Source organism: Ruegeria sp. HKCCD7181 (genome assembly GCF_057221055.1).
In genome coordinates, this window is record NZ_JBWVBC010000001.1 from 676,019 (window position 1) to 697,091 (window position 21,073).

Annotated in this window: 17 protein-coding genes; 6 read left to right on the plus strand and 11 right to left on the minus strand. The window is 55.2% G+C overall.

Going from position 1 to position 21,073, the window contains the following annotated elements:
* Positions 1 to 7: 7 nt before the first annotated feature.
* The 8 genes from AC2TCY_RS03240 to AC2TCY_RS03275 are packed head-to-tail and all read right to left on the minus strand — an operon-like array spanning position 8 to position 9,131.
* Complete coding sequence (locus AC2TCY_RS03240; protein ID WP_480845429.1) at positions 8 to 766, minus strand: polysaccharide deacetylase family protein; 759 nt, start codon at positions 764 to 766, stop codon at positions 8 to 10.
* Between the two features lie 4 nt (positions 767 to 770).
* Entirely contained in the window at positions 771 to 2,210 is a 1,440-nt protein-coding gene (locus tag AC2TCY_RS03245) for a protoporphyrinogen/coproporphyrinogen oxidase (protein ID WP_480845430.1), read from the minus strand.
* Positions 2,203 to 3,177, minus strand: coding sequence for a lysylphosphatidylglycerol synthase transmembrane domain-containing protein (locus AC2TCY_RS03250; protein ID WP_480845431.1), 975 nt, complete (start codon positions 3,175 to 3,177; stop codon positions 2,203 to 2,205). The genes AC2TCY_RS03245 and AC2TCY_RS03250 overlap by 8 nt, the downstream gene beginning before the upstream one ends.
* A gap of 1 nt (position 3,178) precedes the next feature.
* On the minus strand, positions 3,179 to 4,114 hold the full coding sequence (locus AC2TCY_RS03255) for a glycosyltransferase family 2 protein (protein ID WP_480845433.1): 936 nt from the start codon (positions 4,112 to 4,114) through the stop codon (positions 3,179 to 3,181).
* 28 nt (positions 4,115 to 4,142) lie between these two features.
* Positions 4,143 to 5,084 (minus strand): NAD-dependent epimerase/dehydratase family protein, encoded by a 942-nt coding sequence (locus AC2TCY_RS03260; RefSeq protein ID WP_480845434.1) that lies wholly within the window; start codon positions 5,082 to 5,084, stop codon positions 4,143 to 4,145.
* A 36-nt stretch (positions 5,085 to 5,120) separates the two neighbouring features.
* Positions 5,121 to 6,128 carry a glycosyltransferase family 2 protein gene (locus AC2TCY_RS03265; protein ID WP_480845435.1) on the minus strand — a complete coding sequence of 336 codons (1,008 nt, stop codon included), beginning with the start codon at positions 6,126 to 6,128 and terminating at the stop codon, positions 5,121 to 5,123.
* The gene (locus AC2TCY_RS03270; RefSeq protein WP_480845436.1) at positions 6,121 to 7,611 is read right to left on the minus strand and encodes a hypothetical protein; all 1,491 of its coding nucleotides are present in this window, start codon (positions 7,609 to 7,611) and stop codon (positions 6,121 to 6,123) included. Before AC2TCY_RS03270 ends, AC2TCY_RS03265 begins: the two co-directional genes overlap by 8 nt.
* Before the next feature lie 47 nt (positions 7,612 to 7,658).
* Entirely contained in the window at positions 7,659 to 9,131 is a 1,473-nt protein-coding gene (locus AC2TCY_RS03275; RefSeq protein WP_480845437.1) for an NAD(P)/FAD-dependent oxidoreductase, read from the minus strand.
* Between the two features lie 296 nt (positions 9,132 to 9,427).
* Here AC2TCY_RS03275 and AC2TCY_RS03280 point away from each other — a divergent pair, with 296 nt between their 5' ends.
* The 4 genes from AC2TCY_RS03280 to AC2TCY_RS03295 all read left to right on the plus strand — a co-directional run bounded on the left by AC2TCY_RS03280 (position 9,428) and on the right by AC2TCY_RS03295 (position 13,955).
* Entirely contained in the window at positions 9,428 to 10,393 is a 966-nt protein-coding gene (locus AC2TCY_RS03280) for a UDP-glucuronic acid decarboxylase family protein (RefSeq protein ID WP_480845497.1), read from the plus strand.
* A 237-nt stretch (positions 10,394 to 10,630) separates the two neighbouring features.
* Entirely contained in the window at positions 10,631 to 11,950 is a 1,320-nt protein-coding gene (locus AC2TCY_RS03285) for an MBOAT family O-acyltransferase (protein WP_480845438.1), read from the plus strand.
* Positions 11,922 to 12,983, plus strand: coding sequence for a hypothetical protein (locus AC2TCY_RS03290; protein ID WP_480845440.1), 1,062 nt, complete (start codon positions 11,922 to 11,924; stop codon positions 12,981 to 12,983). Before AC2TCY_RS03285 ends, AC2TCY_RS03290 begins: the two co-directional genes overlap by 29 nt.
* Before the next feature lie 174 nt (positions 12,984 to 13,157).
* Positions 13,158 to 13,955 carry a sulfotransferase family 2 domain-containing protein gene (locus AC2TCY_RS03295; protein ID WP_480845441.1) on the plus strand — a complete coding sequence of 266 codons (798 nt, stop codon included), beginning with the start codon at positions 13,158 to 13,160 and terminating at the stop codon, positions 13,953 to 13,955.
* A gap of 981 nt (positions 13,956 to 14,936) precedes the next feature.
* Here the strand turns inward: AC2TCY_RS03295 and AC2TCY_RS03300 are convergent.
* Genes AC2TCY_RS03300 through deoC form a run of 3 tightly spaced genes read right to left on the minus strand, consistent with a single transcriptional unit; the run spans position 14,937 to position 19,114 of the window.
* Entirely contained in the window at positions 14,937 to 15,746 is an 810-nt protein-coding gene (locus AC2TCY_RS03300) for an SDR family oxidoreductase (RefSeq protein WP_480845442.1), read from the minus strand.
* A gap of 24 nt (positions 15,747 to 15,770) precedes the next feature.
* Positions 15,771 to 18,104, minus strand: coding sequence for an aldehyde dehydrogenase family protein (locus AC2TCY_RS03305; protein WP_480845443.1), 2,334 nt, complete (start codon positions 18,102 to 18,104; stop codon positions 15,771 to 15,773).
* A gap of 11 nt (positions 18,105 to 18,115) precedes the next feature.
* Complete coding sequence (gene deoC / locus AC2TCY_RS03310) at positions 18,116 to 19,114, minus strand: deoxyribose-phosphate aldolase (protein ID WP_480845444.1); 999 nt, start codon at positions 19,112 to 19,114, stop codon at positions 18,116 to 18,118.
* A 198-nt stretch (positions 19,115 to 19,312) separates the two neighbouring features.
* Here deoC and AC2TCY_RS03315 point away from each other — a divergent pair, with 198 nt between their 5' ends.
* Both AC2TCY_RS03315 and AC2TCY_RS03320 read left to right on the plus strand, forming a co-directional pair.
* Positions 19,313 to 20,266 carry a metal ABC transporter solute-binding protein, Zn/Mn family gene (locus AC2TCY_RS03315; protein WP_480845498.1) on the plus strand — a complete coding sequence of 318 codons (954 nt, stop codon included), beginning with the start codon at positions 19,313 to 19,315 and terminating at the stop codon, positions 20,264 to 20,266.
* Entirely contained in the window at positions 20,267 to 21,073 is an 807-nt protein-coding gene (locus AC2TCY_RS03320) for a metal ABC transporter ATP-binding protein (protein WP_480845445.1), read from the plus strand. It begins immediately after the preceding gene.

A 21,073-nucleotide genomic window follows, 5' to 3' on the forward strand; every position in this document is an offset into this window, starting at 1 on the left:
GAGCGTTTCATAGGGATCGCTCCCACGGTTTGGAGCTGAGATCCCGGGCGGCGCGCAAGCCCCGGCGCAAATTCAGATAGGGGCGTCCTTTTCCCTTAAGATGTGTTCGCAGACGCTCAGGGTTGCGGTAATAGTACATCTCCAGTCGGGGCAGACTGTACAGGTCGCTATCCACGTTTGCCTGCTCCAACTTTGTTTCGACCGAAGTTGAATAATGGCGGGCGATTATCGCGCGGACCCGACGGCTGGAGCGGCCGTAAGGCGGAGCAAAGTGTCGAACGGAATGTCCGGTTTCCTGCTCGATGGCCTCTCGTGACCGCGTCAGTTCCGATGTCAGTACAGCGTCGTCCATCACCACAAGGTCAGGGTGAGTTACCGTATGGCTACCAAACTGAACGCCTTCTGCAGCAAGGTTTCGAACCACATCCCAGCTCATCAACTGGCGAGCGGGGGTGTTCGCGCCGCGCCAGTTTTCAATGCTGCCCATACAGCCCGAGGGCAAATAGACCATGGCCGGGATGCCGAGCGGCGCCATGATTGGCCAGGCTGTTCTGGCGAAATCCATGAACCCGTCATCAAATGTAACGATGCAGGATCGCGCGGGCAGGTCTTTCCTGCTCGCCAAGTCGTCCAAGGTAATCAGAGCCACGTCTGAAGCTGCCAATATCTTCATTTGCGCCGCAAAAATGTCGGGCGCGATCGACGTTGGTCCACCAGCGTCGGAAATCGAGTGATACATTAGGATATCAACAACGGGCCCGGTCACATGCCTAATCCTCTACAACGTGGTGAGAGAACTTTTCGCGGTATTGCGTCCACTTTTCGCGGTCGAAATCACCCGTTGAAGACAGGCAATCGGCAACCCCGAATGACATTGCGAAAGCATGGTGAGTATTGTCATGCGCAAATAGCCCCTGACGCCCGTAATTGACCAGGCCATCCAGCGATTCCAGCCAGTTGTCGACAGCCTCAAATCGGTCCGAGTAATCGATGTCATAGACGGGATAGGCGTGGGACAAACGGCGGGTCACGACCGATCTGACCGGAACTTTCACGGGCAAATCGACGTGTTCCAACCAGGTACAAAAAGCTTTGCCCAGATCGTCATCGGACATGTCCCACCACTCTTCGCCTGGATCGCAGGGAAGTTCTGCGCAAAGCACGGTCCGACCCTCGGGTGTTGTGACATTGTTGTAGTTCTTGGTTTCCGACATGCGGCTGATCGGGATGGACAGTTCTGGGAAATAATGTGCGTCGTATTCCGTGAACTGGCCGGTCTCCAGAACCATGTAGATCAGGATCATGCCGCGATACCGAACGGCCTTTGCAGCCTCGATTACCTCGGGCGGCGGCGGCGGATCCATGACGCCCAGTAGCGCCGTCAGAGGGATGGTCGACAGGATCTGGTCACTTTCGTGGCGCGTTTCGACACCGTCCTTATCTTTGGTGATCACGGCCGTGACGTTCATTCCGTTGCGCTCGATCCGTTCGATGCTGTTTTCTAACCGGATATTGGCTCCGTGCTGGCGCGCGCTGTCCTCCATCGAGCTGCAAATCTGACCGAAACCTTTGAGGGGATAATAAAACCGCCCCGTAGTTTCACTGCGCAGCCCCGGCAGCATGCGCGCCATCTTCATCAGGATTTTTGTCACAGACGATCCGGACACTCGGCGCTCTGCCAAAGTGACCGCCAGATGATCCGGGTCAAGTCCCCATAGTTTGCGTACATATGGAAAGTAGAAATTCTTCGAAATGGTCGGGCCCAGCCCCTTAAGAAGAACGCTGGAAAACGTTGCCGTTCCATTGTGAGCGGGGCGAAGCGGGCCGGTGATCATGTCCCGAATAAGAGATGCCGCAAAAGGCACGGGCAACGATATCAGGGCGTTGCCAAGCTTCAGCGGGAAATGAATCCATCGTCCGCCCAGTCGGATACGCCCATGGCGCGGCCTGAGTAGCAGCTCGTCCCCGAGCAACCCTTTGACCTCGGCCAAAATCTCGGGATCGGCTGCCGGGTGAAACCGGTGCGAACCAAAATCAGTCGTGATGCCTTCGACCTGAAATGACCCCGCATTACCGCCAAGCCGCGGCGCGCGATCAATCAACGAGACATCCGCATCCGTGTCGCGCGCCAGAAGATGCGCGGTCATGATACCAGCCGGCCCACCGCCCAGAATTGTGTATGCCGTCTTGTTTTTGGTCTTGTTACTCACCACTCACCACATCCTTTTTTCCGTTGAAGGACAGACCCTTCCCCGTCATTGCCAAAACCAATGCGCCACACGCGCCGGCTGTAAACAAAACCGCTTGCCACATGAGACCCGCCGCAACGACTGCGGCGGCGTTTGCCCCGAAAGGAAGTAGGAAGCTTGCCAATGTTGCTTCGCGCAAACCAAGACCGTTCAGGGATACAGGAAGAACTGCTACGAGCTTTGCCAGTGGCCAGGCGAATAACCATGGGCCAAATGCCACCCCGGCGCCTGCAGCAACGGCTAGCCACCAGGCGATTGAAACCAGAACCAACTGCACTGCGCATGACGCCAGGAAGACGCTAGCCAACAGGGTGGGGCGTCCAGCCAACAGTCGGAAACTGTTGCCCAGCCTCTCGGCAAATCCGCGCCCTGGAAGTGCGGGGATCGCGTTCCAAAGGATGGGCAAAAGCCTGGGTAAGGCCAAAAAACCGACAACGGCGATCACCAGAAACGCCAGCGTTTGCAGGATGATCGCAATATTCGTACCAGCGCCACGGGCCAGAATGATCCCGATAGCCGACAAGGTCAAAAGCGCCAGCATGTCGATCACGCGATCCACGAGCGCGACTGCAACCACTCGGGGTCCATCTTTCAAAGTTGCTTGGGCGAGGCCTGCGCGCACGGCGTCTCCTCCGATTGCGCCCGGTAAACACAAATTGGCTGCAAGCCCGGCAAAATGAGCACGAATTGCAGCGCCAGCTGGCATGTCCGGCCCCAAAAGCAGACGCCATTTCAGCGCAGCGCCCAGATGGGCCAGCAAGAATGCCACGAAGACCGAAGTAAAGACTGTCGGAGGTGTGGATTTGAACCCAGCTATGACTGCATCCCAAGGCAGTAGCCAAAACAGAATGATCAACAACAGGGCTGATCCCGCAGCCCGGATCATCCATTTGCGGCTTATGCGCGGGTTATGGTGGTCCTGTACCATCTCAGGGCCTCAGGTGCAGTCTCGAAATCATATCGGCGATCAATCCTAGCGACCAGACCATGATCGCTGCCAGAAATGCAAACACTGCAGTTTCCGACAGGTTTCCGATATAGATGTCATAGATCAGTTTAACGAGACCCAGCGCCATTAAGGCCAATCCCAATGGGATAAACACACGCAGCGGGTTGAACAGCGTCGAGATGCGCAGGATCAGGATAATGAAATTGATGAAGTCAATCGGCCGGATCTTTGATTTCCCCACCCGTTTTCCATACTCGATGGGCGTGTAAATCATTCGCTTGCCGTTCGATGTCATGCACAGCGTGATTGTGGTCGTGAACGAGAAATTCTGCGGTAGCAACGGCAGGAACGGGACCAGTTCCGAGCGTCGAAATACCCGCAGTCCCGAATTCAGGTCATTGATCTTGCGCTCCGCCAAAAACGACGCGAATGCAAACAGAAACTTTTTCGCCGGCCTGCGCAACAGAGGCACGTTCTTCATTGCCGCGCCCCGGTCGCCCACTACCATGTCCTGGTCGCGACACAACTCCAGCATTTCCGGAAGGTAGCGCGCGGGGTAGGTTCCGTCGGCATCCAGAATCGCTACGTATTCGTATTGTGCCTTGCGAACGCCTCGTTTCAGGGAGGCCCCATACCCGGAATTGACCTGATTGCATTCGACAATCACGCCTGTTGCCTCGGCCTCGGCGCGGGTATTGTCCTCTGATCCGTCATCCACAACGATGATTTCATAATCAATGTCGAGCGGGTCCAGATGATTGCGAACATCGTCCACCGTAGCGCGAACGGCCTTTTCTTCGTTATAGGCAGGGATAACGACGCTTAAGGACTGAGGTGCCTTGGCCCGCTCAGCTTTGGATCGGCTGGCAGCCTTCGATGCATCTTTGTTGTCGTTTTGTACAACACTCTTGGTCATTTCTTGTTTCAGCTCCTGCCTTGCTAATTCATTCGGCAACTGCGCGATCCTGAAGCCTGAACCAGTCGATCAACTGGGCAAGGCCTGTTTCAAATTTCGTTTCCGCGCGAAAATTCATTTCACGCTCGGCTTTTCGGGGGCAGCCACATGACGAATGGATTTCGCCAGGGCGGATTGGGGCGTATTCGTAGGACAGAGGGGTCCCGGTGATGCGGCCAATGCTATCGGCCAGATCATTCACTGAAACAGCGCTGCCCGAACAGATGTTGAAGACGTCGCATGTTCCGGCCTGCGCGCGCTTCATGGCCAGCATCAAGGCGCGCACCACATCCTCGACATACACAAAATCCCGTGTCTGAGTGCCGTCGCCGAAAATCACTACGCTGTCACCGCTCAGCCAGTGGTCCAAAAAGACGGTGATCACACCTGTATAAGCCGAGGCACGAGACTGTCCGGGTCCATAAACATTGAAAAACCGCAGCCCGACGGATCTGAGGTCAATGGCCTCTGCCATGGAGCGCGCGTGGTATTCACCTGACAGCTTGTCGGCCCCATACCCCGAGATTGGCCGGGGTTGGGTAGCTTCATTGATCGGCAGGTCTTTGGCCGCGCCATAGACGGCGGCGGAACTGGCATAGACAACCGGCACATTTTCTTGGGCAGCGGCAGCAAAAACGGCCAGCGTGCCGCCCAAATTGACTTGTGCAGATTCGATCCAGTTGCTGACATAAGCCTGAACCGAAGAAACGGCCGCAAGATGAAACACTCCATCCATTTTGCGCATAAGTTGCCGCAAAAGTTCGGGGCAATTGATGTCGCTCTCGCGAAACTGCACGCCAGGCGCCAGGTTTGCCCTTCGTCCGGTCGATAGGTTGTCAAGGATATGCAATTCGTGCCCTTGTTCCAAAAGAGCGCGCGTCAGATGCATGCCGATAAACCCGGCGCCACCGGTGATCAGAAACCGCGCCATTGCGGACCTCCGTCACTGAAGGTGATCCTGAGAAACTCATGGCACATGCAAACGGTTCCTTCGACCAAGGATATGGTACTCGAACAGGCACCAAACGAAGGCGCAGGCCGAGTATAGATAGTAAAACTGGTGATAAAGCAGCGCCTTGATGGCAAATATCAGGCCACCCGCTTTCCACATGAACTGAAAGAGTGCGGCGTTTGTTGCAAAAATCAGCAATAGCAGGAATGCCAGCAGCGGCCACGACGCAGGTTGAACGACTGTTGCAATCAGAGAAATCGCCGCAAGCCCTGCCAACCCGGCGCGAATTCTCTCCATCCATCCAGTGTTCAGGTCATCGCTCAAGCCTTCGCGGTTGATAATAAGGCGCGCCCACGGCAAGGCCCGGCAAAAGATATCCGTGTGGACGGAGTTTCGGACGGACCAGATCTTGAGGTGTTTGCCCTGCAATCCGGGATCAACGACGATATCACCCCCGGCTGCGTGAATGCGATAGCCGAGCTCGATATCTTCGATCGAAGGGATGCGGTAAGTGTCCACATCGAAACCACCAACGCGCTTGAACATGTTCGCCGAGATGGCGCCGCATCCCGCCCACCAGGTGCGCGCCTGACGTCGGGCGCTTTGATGATAGAAGCGGTGCATCAGGTTCTTGTAGCGCGAAAACCACGGACCTTCGGGACTATCATCATAAGATCCAAACGCTGCTGCAACGTCGCCGGCCCCAAAGATGTCCTGTAAGCGCCGCGCGCCATTGTCTTTTGCAATCACGTCTGAATCGACAAACCACAATACGTCTCCGGCGGCCTTGGTCGCAGCAAAGTTCCGAGCGGCCCCCGGCCCGCCATTTTGGCTCATCACGTAGACGTCGGCCCCCATCTGGCGGGCCGTATCCGCGGTGTTATCGGGGGATGCATCATCGACGACAATTACTTCGGCCACTTCGCCACGGTCACGCATGCCCAAAAGAGGCGGCAGTACACGCGGCAACAGATGCACTGCTTTGTAGGCTGGCATAATTACACTAATCTTTACGTCACCCATGCTGGCCGCCCCCAACCGTTTCTTTGAAGTAGTCCGCTCGTGCAAATCCCAATAAAATTACCGCCAGTACTGGTAACAGCCAGATAACGCGTGCCCCGTAGCGTGCCGCAGGTTGTGACAGGCCACCACAGACGAATGCGTTAACCAGAATGCCAAGCAACACCATTGCTGCCAGCGCCTTCATTCGCCCGGAGATTGGCGAAGGTTTGATCAGAAGCACGAAAATCGCGACTAGGGAAACGGCGTAAAGGCCTGACTGAATAACATGCAGCGGAGAGTTCCACCCCTGATCACGCCTTAGGCGCCCGTCCGTAAATGTGCCGGCAGGTATTTCTGGATCGCTCAGGACGCTGGTACGTGCGTTGTCGTTAGGGATTGTTTGCTGAATGCTGAACAGAGTGGCCTGTGCCATCGTGTTTTTGAGCAGTGCGCCAATGGTGTGAAGCGGTCTGTCGAAGAAAACGTCCATGAAAAACTGGTATTGGGCATCGCCGATGGATTTTTGCGTCAACTCGTCCAGGTGCCTGAGTGACCCAAGTTCAGCCGTTTTTTCGAAGATGATGTGCGTTGCGGTCAAACGCATTGGATCGTCCGACATTTGTAACACGTCATAAAGGGCGCAAGTCGCTATCGTCGGGTCGGGGCAATATTCTTCAAGATAGGCGTATCCCGGCCCATCCTGGATCAGACGTGCGGTAAGATAGGGATTGTATGAGACCTCTGATCCGGTGCGCTCGGTCACTTGCATGCGAAAGAACATCCGTTCGCCCACACCGCCAGCGATCATCAACCCAACAAGTACCGGTGCAATCCAAAAGCCGGGACGCTGAACACTCATAGCCACAAGCGCGACCAAAGGTAAGCTCAACACTGCCATTGCAAGATGCGAGGGATGCGACAGCACTGCTGCAATACCCAAAATCAATGCCAGTGTGATTTCCCACCAACGCATCCGGTTCGCATAACCCGAAAGAAGCGCGAGGATCAGAATAAGAACCGGAGCCAGAATGTCCGGCATCACATAAGCCAGATAAAAAGGCAGTGCGCCGAAAGAAGCAAAGAACAGGGCGGCTCCTGCGATGGCGAACGGGGACAGCATGGCCTGGTCGGCCCGTTGCGCCACCCGCGACACAAGCCAGACCGCAAGAAAAACCACCAATGCGTCCAACAACAGGATCAGATCCAGCCGGGCGAAACTGGTCAATGTTGCGACAACCAGCCCATAAAACAGAGACCGTGATCCATTCACAGTCTGCCCGGTCTCAGGGACGCCGCCGCCTTGGGCTCCAGCTTGAACCTCCGCTGCCGAGGTTGGCAAAAGCTTCATTCCCTCAAGGGCAGAAAGACCCTGAGTGAGATAACCCGCAGTATCAAAATAAAACAGCAGCCCGCCATTTAACGCATAGACGGAAATGCCCATAGCGAGGGCCGCCAGCAGCCATAAACCGCCGTATCGAAAAGGTCCTGATGTTTTAATACTCATATCGTTTTTCCCGGTGATCAAACACTGGGCAACATTCCCGTCCACCATTAGGCGGCGCTGGCTTTCTCACCCCGTTCGTATGGTTTGGTTTGAAATTCTTCGTGATAGGACCGCTCAACATTGACGTTCCATACGTCGTAATCGGCCCCCATCATGTTGCGCGCCGCATACATTGCCGACAGCATGGAATGGTCCTGATTGTTGTAACGGTGCAGACCGTTGCGGCCTGCGGTTTCAAAGTTCTCGAGTTGCTGCAACCAGATGCGCACGACTTCCAATGCTTCCATGTATTCCGCATCGTAAACCGGATAGGCCTTAGGCTGCCGGATTATCGCGCCGTCAATGACGGTCGTCGCGGGCGCCAAGCCCACGCGCTCCAATTCTCGAGCGGCCATAGCAATGAGGTCTTTGTCGTCCATACGCCACATTTCCTCATCATCATTGAGGAAATACTCCATTCCGATCGACGCTTTGGACTTGTCGGCCATCATGTCTTGCGACCAAGCCCGGAAATTCTGAATGCGCCCGACGCGAACTTCTGGTTCGTGAACATAAATCCAATTGTCAGGGAATGGGTCCGAATGATCCAGCACGAGGGTGACGATCATGAAGTCGCGGTATTTCAGCCGGTTTGCCGCCTCAACAACCTCTGCAGGGGGCGGTGGGTCCATCGTACGGATGAGATCGCGCAACGCCATCGAGTTGAAGAAAGTGTCGCCCTCCTGGGTATAAGTGCGCGTTTTACCTGTTTCGGGATCAAGGGCCTCGACTTCGACGCCCGTCACGCGCATGCCATCGCGAATGACCCGTTTTACGTAGGATTGCATGCGCACTTCACCGCCCAGGTTTTCAATGTGCTCGGCCATAAGCTCCCACATCTGACCAGGACCAAGGCGGGGATATTGAAACTCTTCGATCAGGCTGGACGAATCGTTGGCACCGGAAATTGCGTTCCATACGACCTTGGTCAATGACAGGTCCTTGATGCGCTGGGCGGCCCAGTCCGCGCGAATCTCCGAGCAGGGCACCCCCCAAACCTTTTCCGTGTAGGAGCGAAAAAAGTGATGGTATAAGCGCCCGCCGAACCGGTTGGTCACCCATTGGTCGAACGTGTCTTCCTGCTTGCTCGGAAACAAGCGCCACTTGGCAAAGCTGGCCATGACGCGGAAGGATTCGTAGAGCCCCAGATTATAAAGCGCATTGGTCAGTTTCAGGGGGTAATCGTAAAACTTGCCCTGATAGAAGATGCGACTTTGACGTGGAACGGTAATGAATTCCTTGCCGCAGATCTGATGCCATATGTCGTCAATCTCGCGAATCTTGGTGAAGAATCTGTGCCCGCCGATGTCGAAGCGGAAGCCATTGTAGCTTTCCGTACGGGCAATTCCCCCAACCAGAGCAGCGCCTTCCAGAACGATCGGCTTGCAGTTTGAACCGATGCGCTGCAACTCAAATGCATTTGTCAGGCCAGCCGGCCCTCCGCCAATAATCACTGCTGTCTGCTTATCGGAAACGGTCATATTCGTTAAATCCTGATCACTTTTACCAATATCCTAACCCTTCCACCCGCCACCTGAACAAAGCAAGGGTGCTAGACTCCTTAAGAGAAAATCGCCTAGTTTTGCCTGAATAGCACTTCTTTTCGTCGAATGCGCCTCAAAGATTGCCTGAACGGAAACAATTGATGATAGTATATCGCTTTGTCTCAGTAGCTAGACGTATTCGAAGGCAGGCGCAGAAATCGCTCGCCTTGCTCAGGCAAAGATGATTTTTTCGAATAAGTCGACCTGTATGTAGTTAGAAACGAAGTTTTATCATCGTGCCTCAGAAATTTCAGGAAAAAATATCACCTCAACGAGTTTTGATAACTGGCGGCGCCGGATTTCTGGGGTCGCATCTTTGCCGCAGAATTCTTGATGGCGGCGACGAGGTCATCTGCGTCGACAATTTCTCGACCGGTCGCAGGCGGCACATAACCCCTTTGATGGACAATCCCCGGTTCGAGCTTGTTCGTCACGACGTGTCATTCCCGCTGTATCTCGAGGTGGACAAAATTTACAACATGGCCTGCCCGGCCAGCCCGATCCACTACCAGAACGATCCTGTGCAAACCATCAAAACGACGGTTAACGGTGCCATGAATATTCTGGGACTGGCCAAGCGGACCAATTCCAAAGTCCTGCAGGCGTCGACCTCTGAAATTTACGGCGACCCTTTGGTGCATCCTCAACCCGAGGAATACAGGGGCAATGTTAACCCGATCGGGTTGCGCGGATGCTATGACGAAGGCAAGCGCTGTGCCGAAACATTGTTCTTTGATTATCATCGGCAACATCAGGTCCGAATCAAAATCGCTCGTATTTTCAATACTTATGGGCCGCACATGCATCCTGACGACGGAAGGGTCGTTTCGAATTTCATTGTCCAGGCACTGAAAGGTGAGGAAATCACCATCTATGGTGACGGCCGCCAGACCCGGTGTTTTTGCTTTGTAACTGACCTTGTCGATGGGCTATGCCGCTTGATGGAAACCGGCGATGACGTCACGGGGCCAATAAATCTTGGTAATCCGGTTGAGATTTCCATGACGCAACTGGCTGAAACCATTCTTGAACTCACCGGGTCAAAGTCAAAACTGACCTATTTGTCCCTGCCGCCCGATGATCCGACACAGAGGCGGCCGATTATTAAACGCGCAAACGAAATTCTGGGGTGGAAGCCGGAGGTCGAATTGGATGCGGGCTTGAAGGCCACGATCACATATTTCGATTCTCTACTGTGACAAATAACTTCTTTGGCCCATTTGGAAAAATTCAGGTCAGGCACAAGGACCCAGTTTTGTAAGAACCAATGCAGATCATAATACCCATCACGCCTATCGAGTACCCGCAGATCTTGCCAGAGGGTACGATCTGATATGGTTTTCAACAGTTACCTGTTTGCTTGTTTTGCGATTGTTCTCTTCTCTGTATATTTTCTGAATTTCAGCTGGCGAAGTAAGAAGCTGATCCTGCTGTTGATGAGCTATCTTTTTTATGCCGCCTGGAGCGCACCTTATTTACTGCTGATTCTGCTTTCTACGATTCTGGATTTTGTCAGCGGCTATCGGATCGCCAAGGCCATTTCGGTCAAACAAAAGCGGTTTTGGCTAATTATCAGCCTGATCGGTAATCTGGGTGTGCTAAGCTATTTCAAATACGGAAGTTTTTTGCTGGACGGATTTGTCAACCTCGTTGGATTGGTGGGCATTACATACGAACCGGCACCCTGGACAATTTTATTGCCGGTCGGGATTTCATTCTACACGTTCCAGACCCTCAGCTACACGATTGATCTCTATCGCGGCCGCACCAAACCGACGCGTTCTTTTCTGGATTTTGCGTTGTTTGTCACGTTTTTCCCGCAGCTTGTGGCCGGTCCGATCGTTCGCGCCCGGTTTTTTCTGCCGCAGTTACTCAAGCCACCCGTTGTCACATTGGAACGATTTGGCTGGGGCGCGACCCTTGTGTTGATAGGGTTGTTCGAGAAGGTTGCCATCGCGGACGGCTTGATGGCTCCGGTGGTTGACCGAGTCTTTGCACAATCAGGCACTCTGCCAAGCGAGACTGTTCTTCTCGGCGCGGTTGCCTTTGATGTACAAATCTTCTGTGATTTCGCTGGCTATTCTCTTATTGCAATTGGCTTGGCCATGATGATGGGGTTCAGCCTGCCAGAGAATTTTCGCGCGCCGCTTTCCGCGCTTGGCATGCAGGATTTTTGGCAACGCTGGCATATCTCGATGTCCAGTTGGTTTCGCGATTACCTTTATGCCTCGATCCGTGGAAAGAAGGCCAGTTTCGTGTACAAACTGTGGGCTCAGCTTTTGACCATGACGGTTATCGGATTGTGGCATGGGGCGGGCGTTACCTTCATCCTTTGGGGGTTTCTGAACGGTGTAGTGCTGGTCACGGAAATTGCATTACAACGCGTGGTTGGAACCTGGAAGATTTGGAGTACGCGTCTGGCGACAATGTGTATTTCGGCGCTCACGCTCTCGATATTGACCTTGCTTGTGATTATTTTCCGGTCCCGCGATTTTCATCAAGTTCAGGATATGTTTGCCAGTTTCCTGATGCCGCCCCAAACTGACTTGATCCTGTCCTCGACAGACAAAATTCTGGTATTAGTTTGCTTCTTTTCCCTGGTCGCCGTTCACTGGACCATGCGAGGGCGCCGGTTCGAAGATATGGTCAGGGCGATGCCAAACTGGTGCCGGGTACTGGCTGGTGGATTCATGGTGGCGATGATTGGTCTGACGGGGGGAGGAGCATATGACACATTCATCTATTTCCAGTTCTAAGCGCTGGCTCCCGATTCGCACCTTGTTCATGTCAATTCTTCTGGGTGTTGGAGTTATTGCTGTCGTCGAAATTTGGATCCGCAGTTTGGGTGCGGTTCCCAGTTTCGATAACACAGTGTCGCGCTGGTCGTTGGTTCGTGATCAGCTGTCGAAGGATCCATCTCATCAGGCCGTAGCTTTGTTAGGGGCGTCGCGTATGCAGTCGAACATGTCTCATGACGTCCTGCGCGAAGCTTTGCCTGGCGCAGAGATTTACAATTTATCGTATGCTGGTACCGCGCCTTTTGCCACGCTCGAAGAACTGGCCAATGATGAGAATTTCAGCGGCCTGGTGATCCTGTCACTATTGCCGCATTGGCTGGTTCCCGGCTTGGGGCGTGACGAACAAACCGAGTTTACGACTTTTTACAATCGACAATGGAATTGGGCCCGTGAGGTTGAAACGCGGCTCAAGGATACTGTCGCCTCATTCTCGGCGTTCAGAGATGTGCACTATTCCTTTGCGAGAATGGCCCGAAACCTGTTTCGGTTCGGTCGGCCTATGGAAATGCCAGATCACGTCGTCACGGATCGTGAGCGGCAGCAATATATAAATTTTGCCTATTCAGATGTCGATCGCCTTCGGGAAAGTGTCGTAGCTTCGGCTCGAAAGCAGGGCGAGGACATAGCTCTCCAGTCCATATCGGACGAGGTTTGGCAAGGTTACTATGATGAACTTGGAGAGCTAATAGATAGGATCAACAAACGGGGGGGCGAAGTTGTGCTGTTGCGAATGCCATCATCTGGCCCTGTACGCGAGATCGGCTACGAAGCTTTCCCCCGCAAGGAGTTCTGGGACCCAATGGTCGCAGACTTGCCCGCGATCAGCCTGCATTTTGAGGATATCTCAGGGGTAGAAGCTATCGACTTGCCGGATTACTCTCACGTGGATGCATCCAGGCGCGAGGAGTTGACTGCCCTTCTGGCGGAAGAAATCGCCAGGGCCATGCAAGAAAACGGCAGCACGCGCTTCGATTTTGGAAACTCGCAATAGGCACCGCAACCTGAACAATAGCCGCGTTTGGTGCAAATCAGTTGCGATATTGGGACCAACATTCCGCTTCCTGCACATCTCCGTAGACGGATAACGCAGGATGGATTAACACGCAGATATTCTCGCTATACTTGGGAATGTGTAAAGTTAGTATTAGTTGTCAAAGGTTGAACCATGCCATTTTTCCGAGCCGGAACTCAGCTTATCTACTACGCGCACGTTCCCAAATGTGGTGGCTCTGCAGTGGCCGATTACGTTACCAATCGATTTGGTGGTCTCGCATTTTCGGATCCGCGCTTCTACATGATCGACGAAAAAGAGCGTTGGTCGAAAACGTCACCGCAGCATATCAATTTGTCTGCATTGGACCGCCTGTTTCCGGAACATTTTTTCGACCAGTCTTTTGCGATTGTACGCCACCCAGTGTCTCGGGTCGTCAGCGCCTACCATTTCCAGATGGAAGTTGAGCGTAAGATATCTGCCGATACAACTTTTGGGGCCTGGCTTGAAACACTCATGGACCTGCCTCCTTACGCCTACGACAATCACTTGCGGCCCATGGATGAGATTGTCCCGCCGGAGGCCGAGATATTCTATCTGGAGCACGGCCTGGACGCGCTAATCCCTTGGTTCGATCATGTGACGGGTCAAAAAGCTGGCCCGCGATTTTTGGCTCATGTGAACAAGCGTGGTGATTATCGGCGGGTTTCCACTGCAAAAGTCGAGCCGACTCAGGTCGAAATTCGCCTCATAACCGAACTATATCACATCGACTTTGACCGTTTTGGTTATGATCCGGATCACTCTAAGCCGCTGGCAGCAGCGCCAATTCTGACTGCGGAGGATATCGCAGACCGGGATCAAGCCATCGTAGAAGCCTCGCGTCCATCCAACAGGTTTTTTGACAACCTGCGCCAAACACGCCGCAAGTTCGGTACTCGTTTAACGCGCGATCATGATAGTGACCAATAAATAGGCAAAACACCGCCCAAAATCGCTGTATTCCAGATCACGGATTCAATTTGCGATGGAGACGGTGCAAAGTGACGCCACTTTACAGTCAAGAGTCCTATCAGAGACGCTATTATACTTATGAGGCAGTGCAGTCCGGCAGAATATCCACGATCCACGTGCGGTTGGAGCAATTCAGCTGGTGAATCGCGCTTTGTTTCACTGTCAACTGAGACCCCTGAAAATTCGCTTAAGCAATATTCAACACATCTTGGCCACACTTTAGCCAGAAATGATGAGGAAACTGCCTTGGAAGGGTACAGCTACGGGGCTACCTCGTATCGCCAGACCCTCCGGCACGGCTTAGGACGGAGATGGGTGTCATGTTGGTTGTGGTAATGGGATTAGGGACGATCGCTGGCCTGATGACCTTTGTTACCGCATTGATACTTGGTCAATCCCTGTTAGGCGCAGCTGTTCTCTACGTAACCGTAGGTATGTTGTCGTCTCTTCTCGTCGGTTTGGCCGTTTACGTAAAGTGCGTATTCAGACGCGCACCGGGTACACAACCAAGCTACTGATCCGGCTGGTTCGCTGCTCTCAAGCAATCTGTATTACATTTTAATTCCGGGTTTTCACTTCTCGCGGAAAAGAACTTGGGTTGCAGGTTTTGGTCGGAATATTTTCGAACTACAGAACCAGAATTGAAACTTGCTTTGGGACACGACAGCGTAACGATTGGCGCAAAATCCTTTGCTCGTGTTGCGGCTGTCAAATGCAGGTCACGGAGCCAAAACCCTGTTGAACGAAGGCTGCGGCAGGAAATAGGCAGTCACAGAAGCATTGCCCGGATTTCACTGATCAACGATTGGGCCAATCAATATATGACCGCCCTCGCGTTAGGTTCAACTTGGGTCTCTCATGTGGGGCTGGAGTGGGCTGTAAGCAGAAGAAGACCTGTCGGCCGACATACGAACGAGTTCGCGGTGTCGACGCGGGTGTTCAGGCCTTTGCCTGCGCCCGCAGCATTTTCCCCATCATCTGACCAAACTTCCCTGATCCACGCTGATACAACGCGCCGTCTACGGCCAGAACCGTCCCGCTTATATAGCTTGCCATGTCCGAACTAAGAAACAGGCACGCATTGGCAACGTCTTGCGGCTGCCCCCAGCGCCCCAGCGGAACATCCTTGCGCAACTGCTCCCCTGCATCCGGGGTAGGAGCCAGCCGTTTTGCGCCTTCGGTACCTTCTATGAAACCGGGAACGACCGAGTTCACACGGATGCCTTCGACCCCCCATTCCATCGACAGGGTGCGCGTGATTTGATCGACCCCTGCCTTCGCAGCGCAGACATGGGACTGACCTTCGTAAGGCAGATAGGACTGCGGGGCTGAAATGTTGATGATGCTGGCTCCGGGGCGTTTTAGGTAAGGGTACGCACCTTTCATCACGTGGATCGTGCCCATCAGGTCGATGTCGATCACGGTCTTGAACGCGTTGACCGACATCTCGGCCGCCAGCGCTGGGAAGTTGCCCGCCGCGCCGGAAACCAGAACGTCGAAATCTCCGAACGCTTCGTGGAACTCTTTCAGGCCTGCGGCCACTGCCTCGGGGTCGCGCACGTCAAAGGCTGCGCCGATGGCATCTGCCGCACCGGCCGCCAACAACGCTGCAACAGTATTATCGACCTTTTCTTGAGACCGGCTCGCCACCGCCAGTTTGGCACCCGAGACCGCAAAGGCCTCGGCAATGCCCCGGTTGATACCGCTGGTGCCGCCGATGACGATGACGGTCTTTCCTGAAAAGTCCATGTAGGCCTCCCTTAAAAGGGAGCCCTACTCGCCGTAGGGCACCCAGATGTTCTTGATTTCGGTTGCAGCCTGAAGGAAGCGGCGCGAATGGTCCATGCTCCAATCGAATGCCGTCGCGTTATTCACCCAGGTCCGTTTAAGGTTCCCGGCCGAGACGACCTCGATCTCTTTCGACAGATCGGTGGACGAGAACGACCAGACCGCATCTACGTTCAGGTGCGAGGCCAGCGGCTTCGCCAGCTCCGCATGACTGCCGGTCAGGATGTTGACCACACCGGCAGGCACGTCCGAGGTTTCAAGGATCTGGTAGAAATCGGTTGCTGCCAGCGGATAGGGTTCGCTCGCGGCCAGAACCACTCGGTTACCCATCGCGATCGCGGGTGCCATGGCCGAGACGAGACCCAACAACGGCGCTTCATCTGCGCAGAGTGCTCCGATCACGCCAACCGGTTCTTTCATCGCAATTGCCACGCCTCGGATCGGCACACCGTGCACCTGACCGTCATACTTGTCAGCCCAGGCGGCAGCTGTGAACAGGCGCTGGATCGAGGCTTCGACTTCTTTCGCGCCGTCTTTCCTGCCGGTCATGGCATCGATGCGGGCTGCGAACTCATCGGCTCGGGCCGAGAGGTTCTCGCCGATGTAATACAGGATTTGCGCGCGCAGATGGCCGGTGGTCTTGGACCAGCCTTTCGCGCCAGCCGCGGCCTCAACCGCATTGCGGACGTCTTTGCGGTTGGCAAGTCCCACATGACCCAGAAGGCCGGATTTGCCCCAAATCGGTTTCGAATACCCGCTGTCAGGCCGCGCCTGCTTACCGCCGATATACATCTTGGCGGTGCGGTCAATCGGATCGACCGGAGCGCCTTCGCCAACGATGGCTTCGACCTGCGCCAACGGCTTGGCCTTGCCCTTGGGTTTGGTATAGGCCGACAGACCTTCCCAACCACCTTCACGGCCAAAGCCGCTGTCACGCACACCGCCAAATCCGGCAGCAGCGTCGAACAGGTTGGTAGCGTTCACCCAGACCACACCCGCGACCAGTTTGGGCGCGATATCCAGCGCGAGGTTCACATTCTCTGTCCAGACCGTCGCGGCCAGCCCGTAGCGGGTGTTGTTGGCAAGTTCGACCGCTTCTTCCGGGGTACGGAAGGTCGACGAGACCAGAACCGGGCCAAAGATCTCTTCCTGCATCAGCGGATCAGACGTTTCGAGGCCCGAGATCAGTGTCGGCGGGTAGTAACAGCCATTCGCGGGCAGCTCGCAAGCCGCCTGATGCACGTGACCAACGGTGTTGCTTTCGACCATACCTTTGATGGTTTGCAATTGGACCGGGTCGACAACGGCGCCCACGTCGATGCACTTGTCCAGCGGATCACCGACGCGCAGCTTGTCCATGCGCGCACGCAGCTTGTCATGGAAGCGGTCGGCGATACCCTCCTGCACGAGCAAGCGCGAGCCAGCACAGCAGACCTGTCCCTGATTGAACCAGATTGCGTCGACCAGACCTTCGATAGCGCTGTCGATATCGGCGTCGTCAAATACGATGTAGGCCGACTTGCCACCCAGCTCCAATGTCAGTTCTTTTCCCGAACCAGCCGTCGCCTCGCGGATACGCCGACCCACAACGGTCGAGCCGGTAAAGGCGATCTTGTCCACGTCCGAGGCCACGATCATCTCGCCGACCGCGCCGTCGCCGGTGACGATGTTGACCACGCCTTTTGGCAGCCCGGCCTGCGTGCAGATATCCGCGAACAGCAGAGCGGTGAGAGAGGTGTATTCGGCCGGTTTCAGGACGACAGTGTTGCCCATGGCAATCGCGGGCGCGATTTTCCACGCCAGCATCAGGAGCGGGAAATTCCACGGAACGATTTGTCCACAAACACCCAGAGCCTCGGCATCGGGCAATTCACTTTCCATCAGCTGCGCCATACCGGCGTGGTAGTAGAAGTGGCGTTGCACCAGCGGGATGTCGATATCACGCGATTCACGGATCGGTTTACCGTTGTCGAGGCTTTCCAGCACGGCAAACAGGCGTGAATGCTTCTGCAACAGGCGCGCGATGGCGTAGAGGTACCGGGCACGGCCTGCGCCGCCCAACTTTTCCCATTTCGGCTGCGCCTTGCGGGCGGCCGCAACGGCGGAATCCACATCGGCCTGTTTTGCCTGTGTCAGCTTGGCCAGAACCTCGCCGGTCGCCGGGTTGCGGCTGTCGAAGCCTTTGCCTGGTTTAGTGAAGGCACCGTCGATGTAATGGCCGAATTTGTCGCCCTGATCGACCAGCCAGGCCAACGCTTCGGCGGCGCTTTCGGGGGCTGGGCCGTAATCCATGGTTTCGAAAATCTCTTTGACTGTCATTGTGCTTGTCCTCAGCCCATGGAGTGACGGTAGCCAGCCGAGTAGGACCCGGTGACGAAGTGTTCCAATTGCCGTTCGATATCGCCCAGCAGGGATGATGCGCCAAAGCGGAACAGGTCAGGTTCCAGCCAGCGGTCGCCCAGCTCGTCCTTGATGAGCGACAGGTATACCAACGCATCTTTGGCCTTTGAAATGCCACCCGCAGGTTTGTACCCGACCCGATACCCGGTGCGGTCATAGTAGTCGCGGATCGCTCGGATCATCACGAGGCTGACGGGCAGGGTGGCGTTGATGCTTTCCTTGCCAGTCGAGGTCTTGATGAAATCCGCCCCGGCCATCATGCAAACCAGTGAAGCGCGCGCGACGTTGCGCAAGCTGCCCAATTCGCCCGTGGCAAGGATAGCTTTCACATGTGCATCGCCACAGGCTACGCGGAAGGCTTTCATCTCGTCATAAAGGGCCTGCCAGTCACCCGAGAGCACATGGCGGCGAGAGATCACAATGTCGATCTCTTCGGCACCGGCCTTCACGCTTTCTTCGATCTCCGCTACGCGCAGATGAAAGGGGGAAAGACCGGCGGGGAAGCCCGTGGAGACCGCGGCAACTGGAATACCGGTACCCTGCAGCGCGTTCACAGCGGTTTCGATCATGTCGTGATAAACGCAAACGGCGCCAGTTGTGATGGGCGGCATATCCAGCGCTTGCAGAACCGAAGGCGCAACGGGCTGCCGGGCCTTGGCGCACAGGCGGCGTACGCGACCTACCGTATCGTCGCCGGACAAGGTGGTCAGGTCGATCATCGTGATCGCCTTCAGCAACCATGCGGCCTGATAGTCCTTTTTTACCGACCGGCGACCGGGCAGGGTCGCGGCGCGTCGTTCGATCGCCGAGGTATTTGCCTGTACGGCCCGCACCCAGTCCAGATCAAGTTCCATGCCGGGGTTCCGGGGTTCGGTCACTTGCGGCAGATGCGCGGTGCGCACGGGGCTTTCTGTGCTCTGCGTTTCCATCATCGCGTCCTTTGGGAGATTTGCGCCAAAGTCGCATGGGACGCGACCAAATGGAAGATGTCTGGAGGTTGTAGTGTGATATTTTTTGACCAAATGGACAAAAATAACATTTTCTTGCGAATAATTCTCAATTGCGTTGACTTAGTTGCGAATGGTTCGCATATTCATTCTCAAGAGGACACCGAAATGAGGTCAGAGATGATTCGCCGCAGCTTTCTTGCCGTGTTGGCATTCGCCGCAGCATTGCCTTGCGCCGTTTGGGCGCAAGAACCATTGAAAGTGGTTGCCACAACGGGCATGATCGCCGATGCAGCACGTCAGATCGGAGGCGATCAGGTCGAGGTTAAGGGCCTGATGGGGCCCGGCGTCGACCCGCACGCTTACCGACAGACACGCAGTGATATTGTGGCGATGACCCGCGCTGACGTGATCTTGTGGCATGGGCTTTATCTGGAAGCGCAGATGGAGGATTTCTTTCATGACCTCAGCCGCAAGCGGAATGTCGTCGCAGTGGCGGACGGTGTGGACAAGTCCAAACTGCGTGCTCATGACGACTATGCAGACAAGTTTGATCCCCATCTGTGGATGAGCCCGGTTCTTTGGCGCGACGTTGTGGTTCAGGTGCAAGAGGCTCTGATCGAAGCCCGGCCCGAGGCCGCCGATGATTTTGAGGACAATGCCAAGACGTTTCTGGCCCAGATTGACCAGTTGGACTCGTATGGCAAAAAGGTTCTTTCCGGAGTGCCGGAAAATAACCGCGTACTCGTGACCGCGCATGACGCATTTGGTTATTTCGGTGAGGAATACGGATACGAGGTGCTGGGGATTCAGGGTATCTCGACCCAGTCCGAAGCGGGATTAAACCGGGTCGGAGATTTGGTCGACACGTTGGTAGATCGTCAACTGACCGCTGTATTTGTTGAAAGCTCGGTATCAGACCGATCCATGCGCGCTTTGATCGAAGGCGCTGCGGCCAAAGGGCACGATGTCAGCGTGGGTGGTGAGTTGTATTCAGATGCCATGGGCGAGCCAGGCACTTACGAAGGCACCTATATCGGGATGCTGGATCACAACATCACCGTGATTGCGCGGGCTTTGGGGGCGGATGCCCCGCCGCGCGGCATGAACAGCAAATTGTCTGCGGGGTTTTAAATGACACTCGAGCTTGCGTCCGTTCAGGGATCCCCGGTTGAAGACAAGGGGATTGAGAGCAGCCCGCTGGCTATTCGCGGACTGACAGTGTCCTACGGGCAAAAACCGGCAGTGTTTTCTGTGGACATGACCGCTCAGCCCGGAGCGATGACGGCGATCATCGGGCCGAACGGGGCAGGTAAATCGACGCTGCTCAAGGCGGCGCTGGGTATCTTGAAGCCGCTTTCCGGGCAAGTGACAGTCTACGGCAAACCGTTAGAGCAACAGCGTGCACGGATCGCATATGTCCCTCAGCGCTCCAGCGTGGATTGGGATTTCCCGACGCGTGTGCTGGACGTGGTGATGATGGGGCTTTCGCGCGAACTCGGTCTGTTGGGGCGTATTCGTGCTCGTCATATCTCTCGCACGATGGACTGCCTGCACCGGGTTGGGATGCGCGATTTTGCGGATCGCCAGATCGGTCAGCTTTCGGGTGGTCAGCAACAGAGGGTCTTTTTGGCTCGCGCCTTGGCTCAGGATGCTGATCTGTATTTGTTGGATGAACCGTTCGCGGGGGTCGATGCGGCCACAGAAAAGGCAATCATCGCGGTTCTGAAGTCGTTGAAACAGGCCGGTAAAACAGTCGTCGTTGTCCATCACGACCTGGCCACTGTGACGGACTATTTCGACCATGTCTTTCTCATCAACACCCGTAAAGTGGCAGAAGGTCCGGTTTCGGAAGCTTTCACCGCTGAAACTCTGCAATCCGCGTATGGCGGACGTTTGGCTACGGCGCAGATCGACCAGATTTCGCGCGCGCTGGGGTAA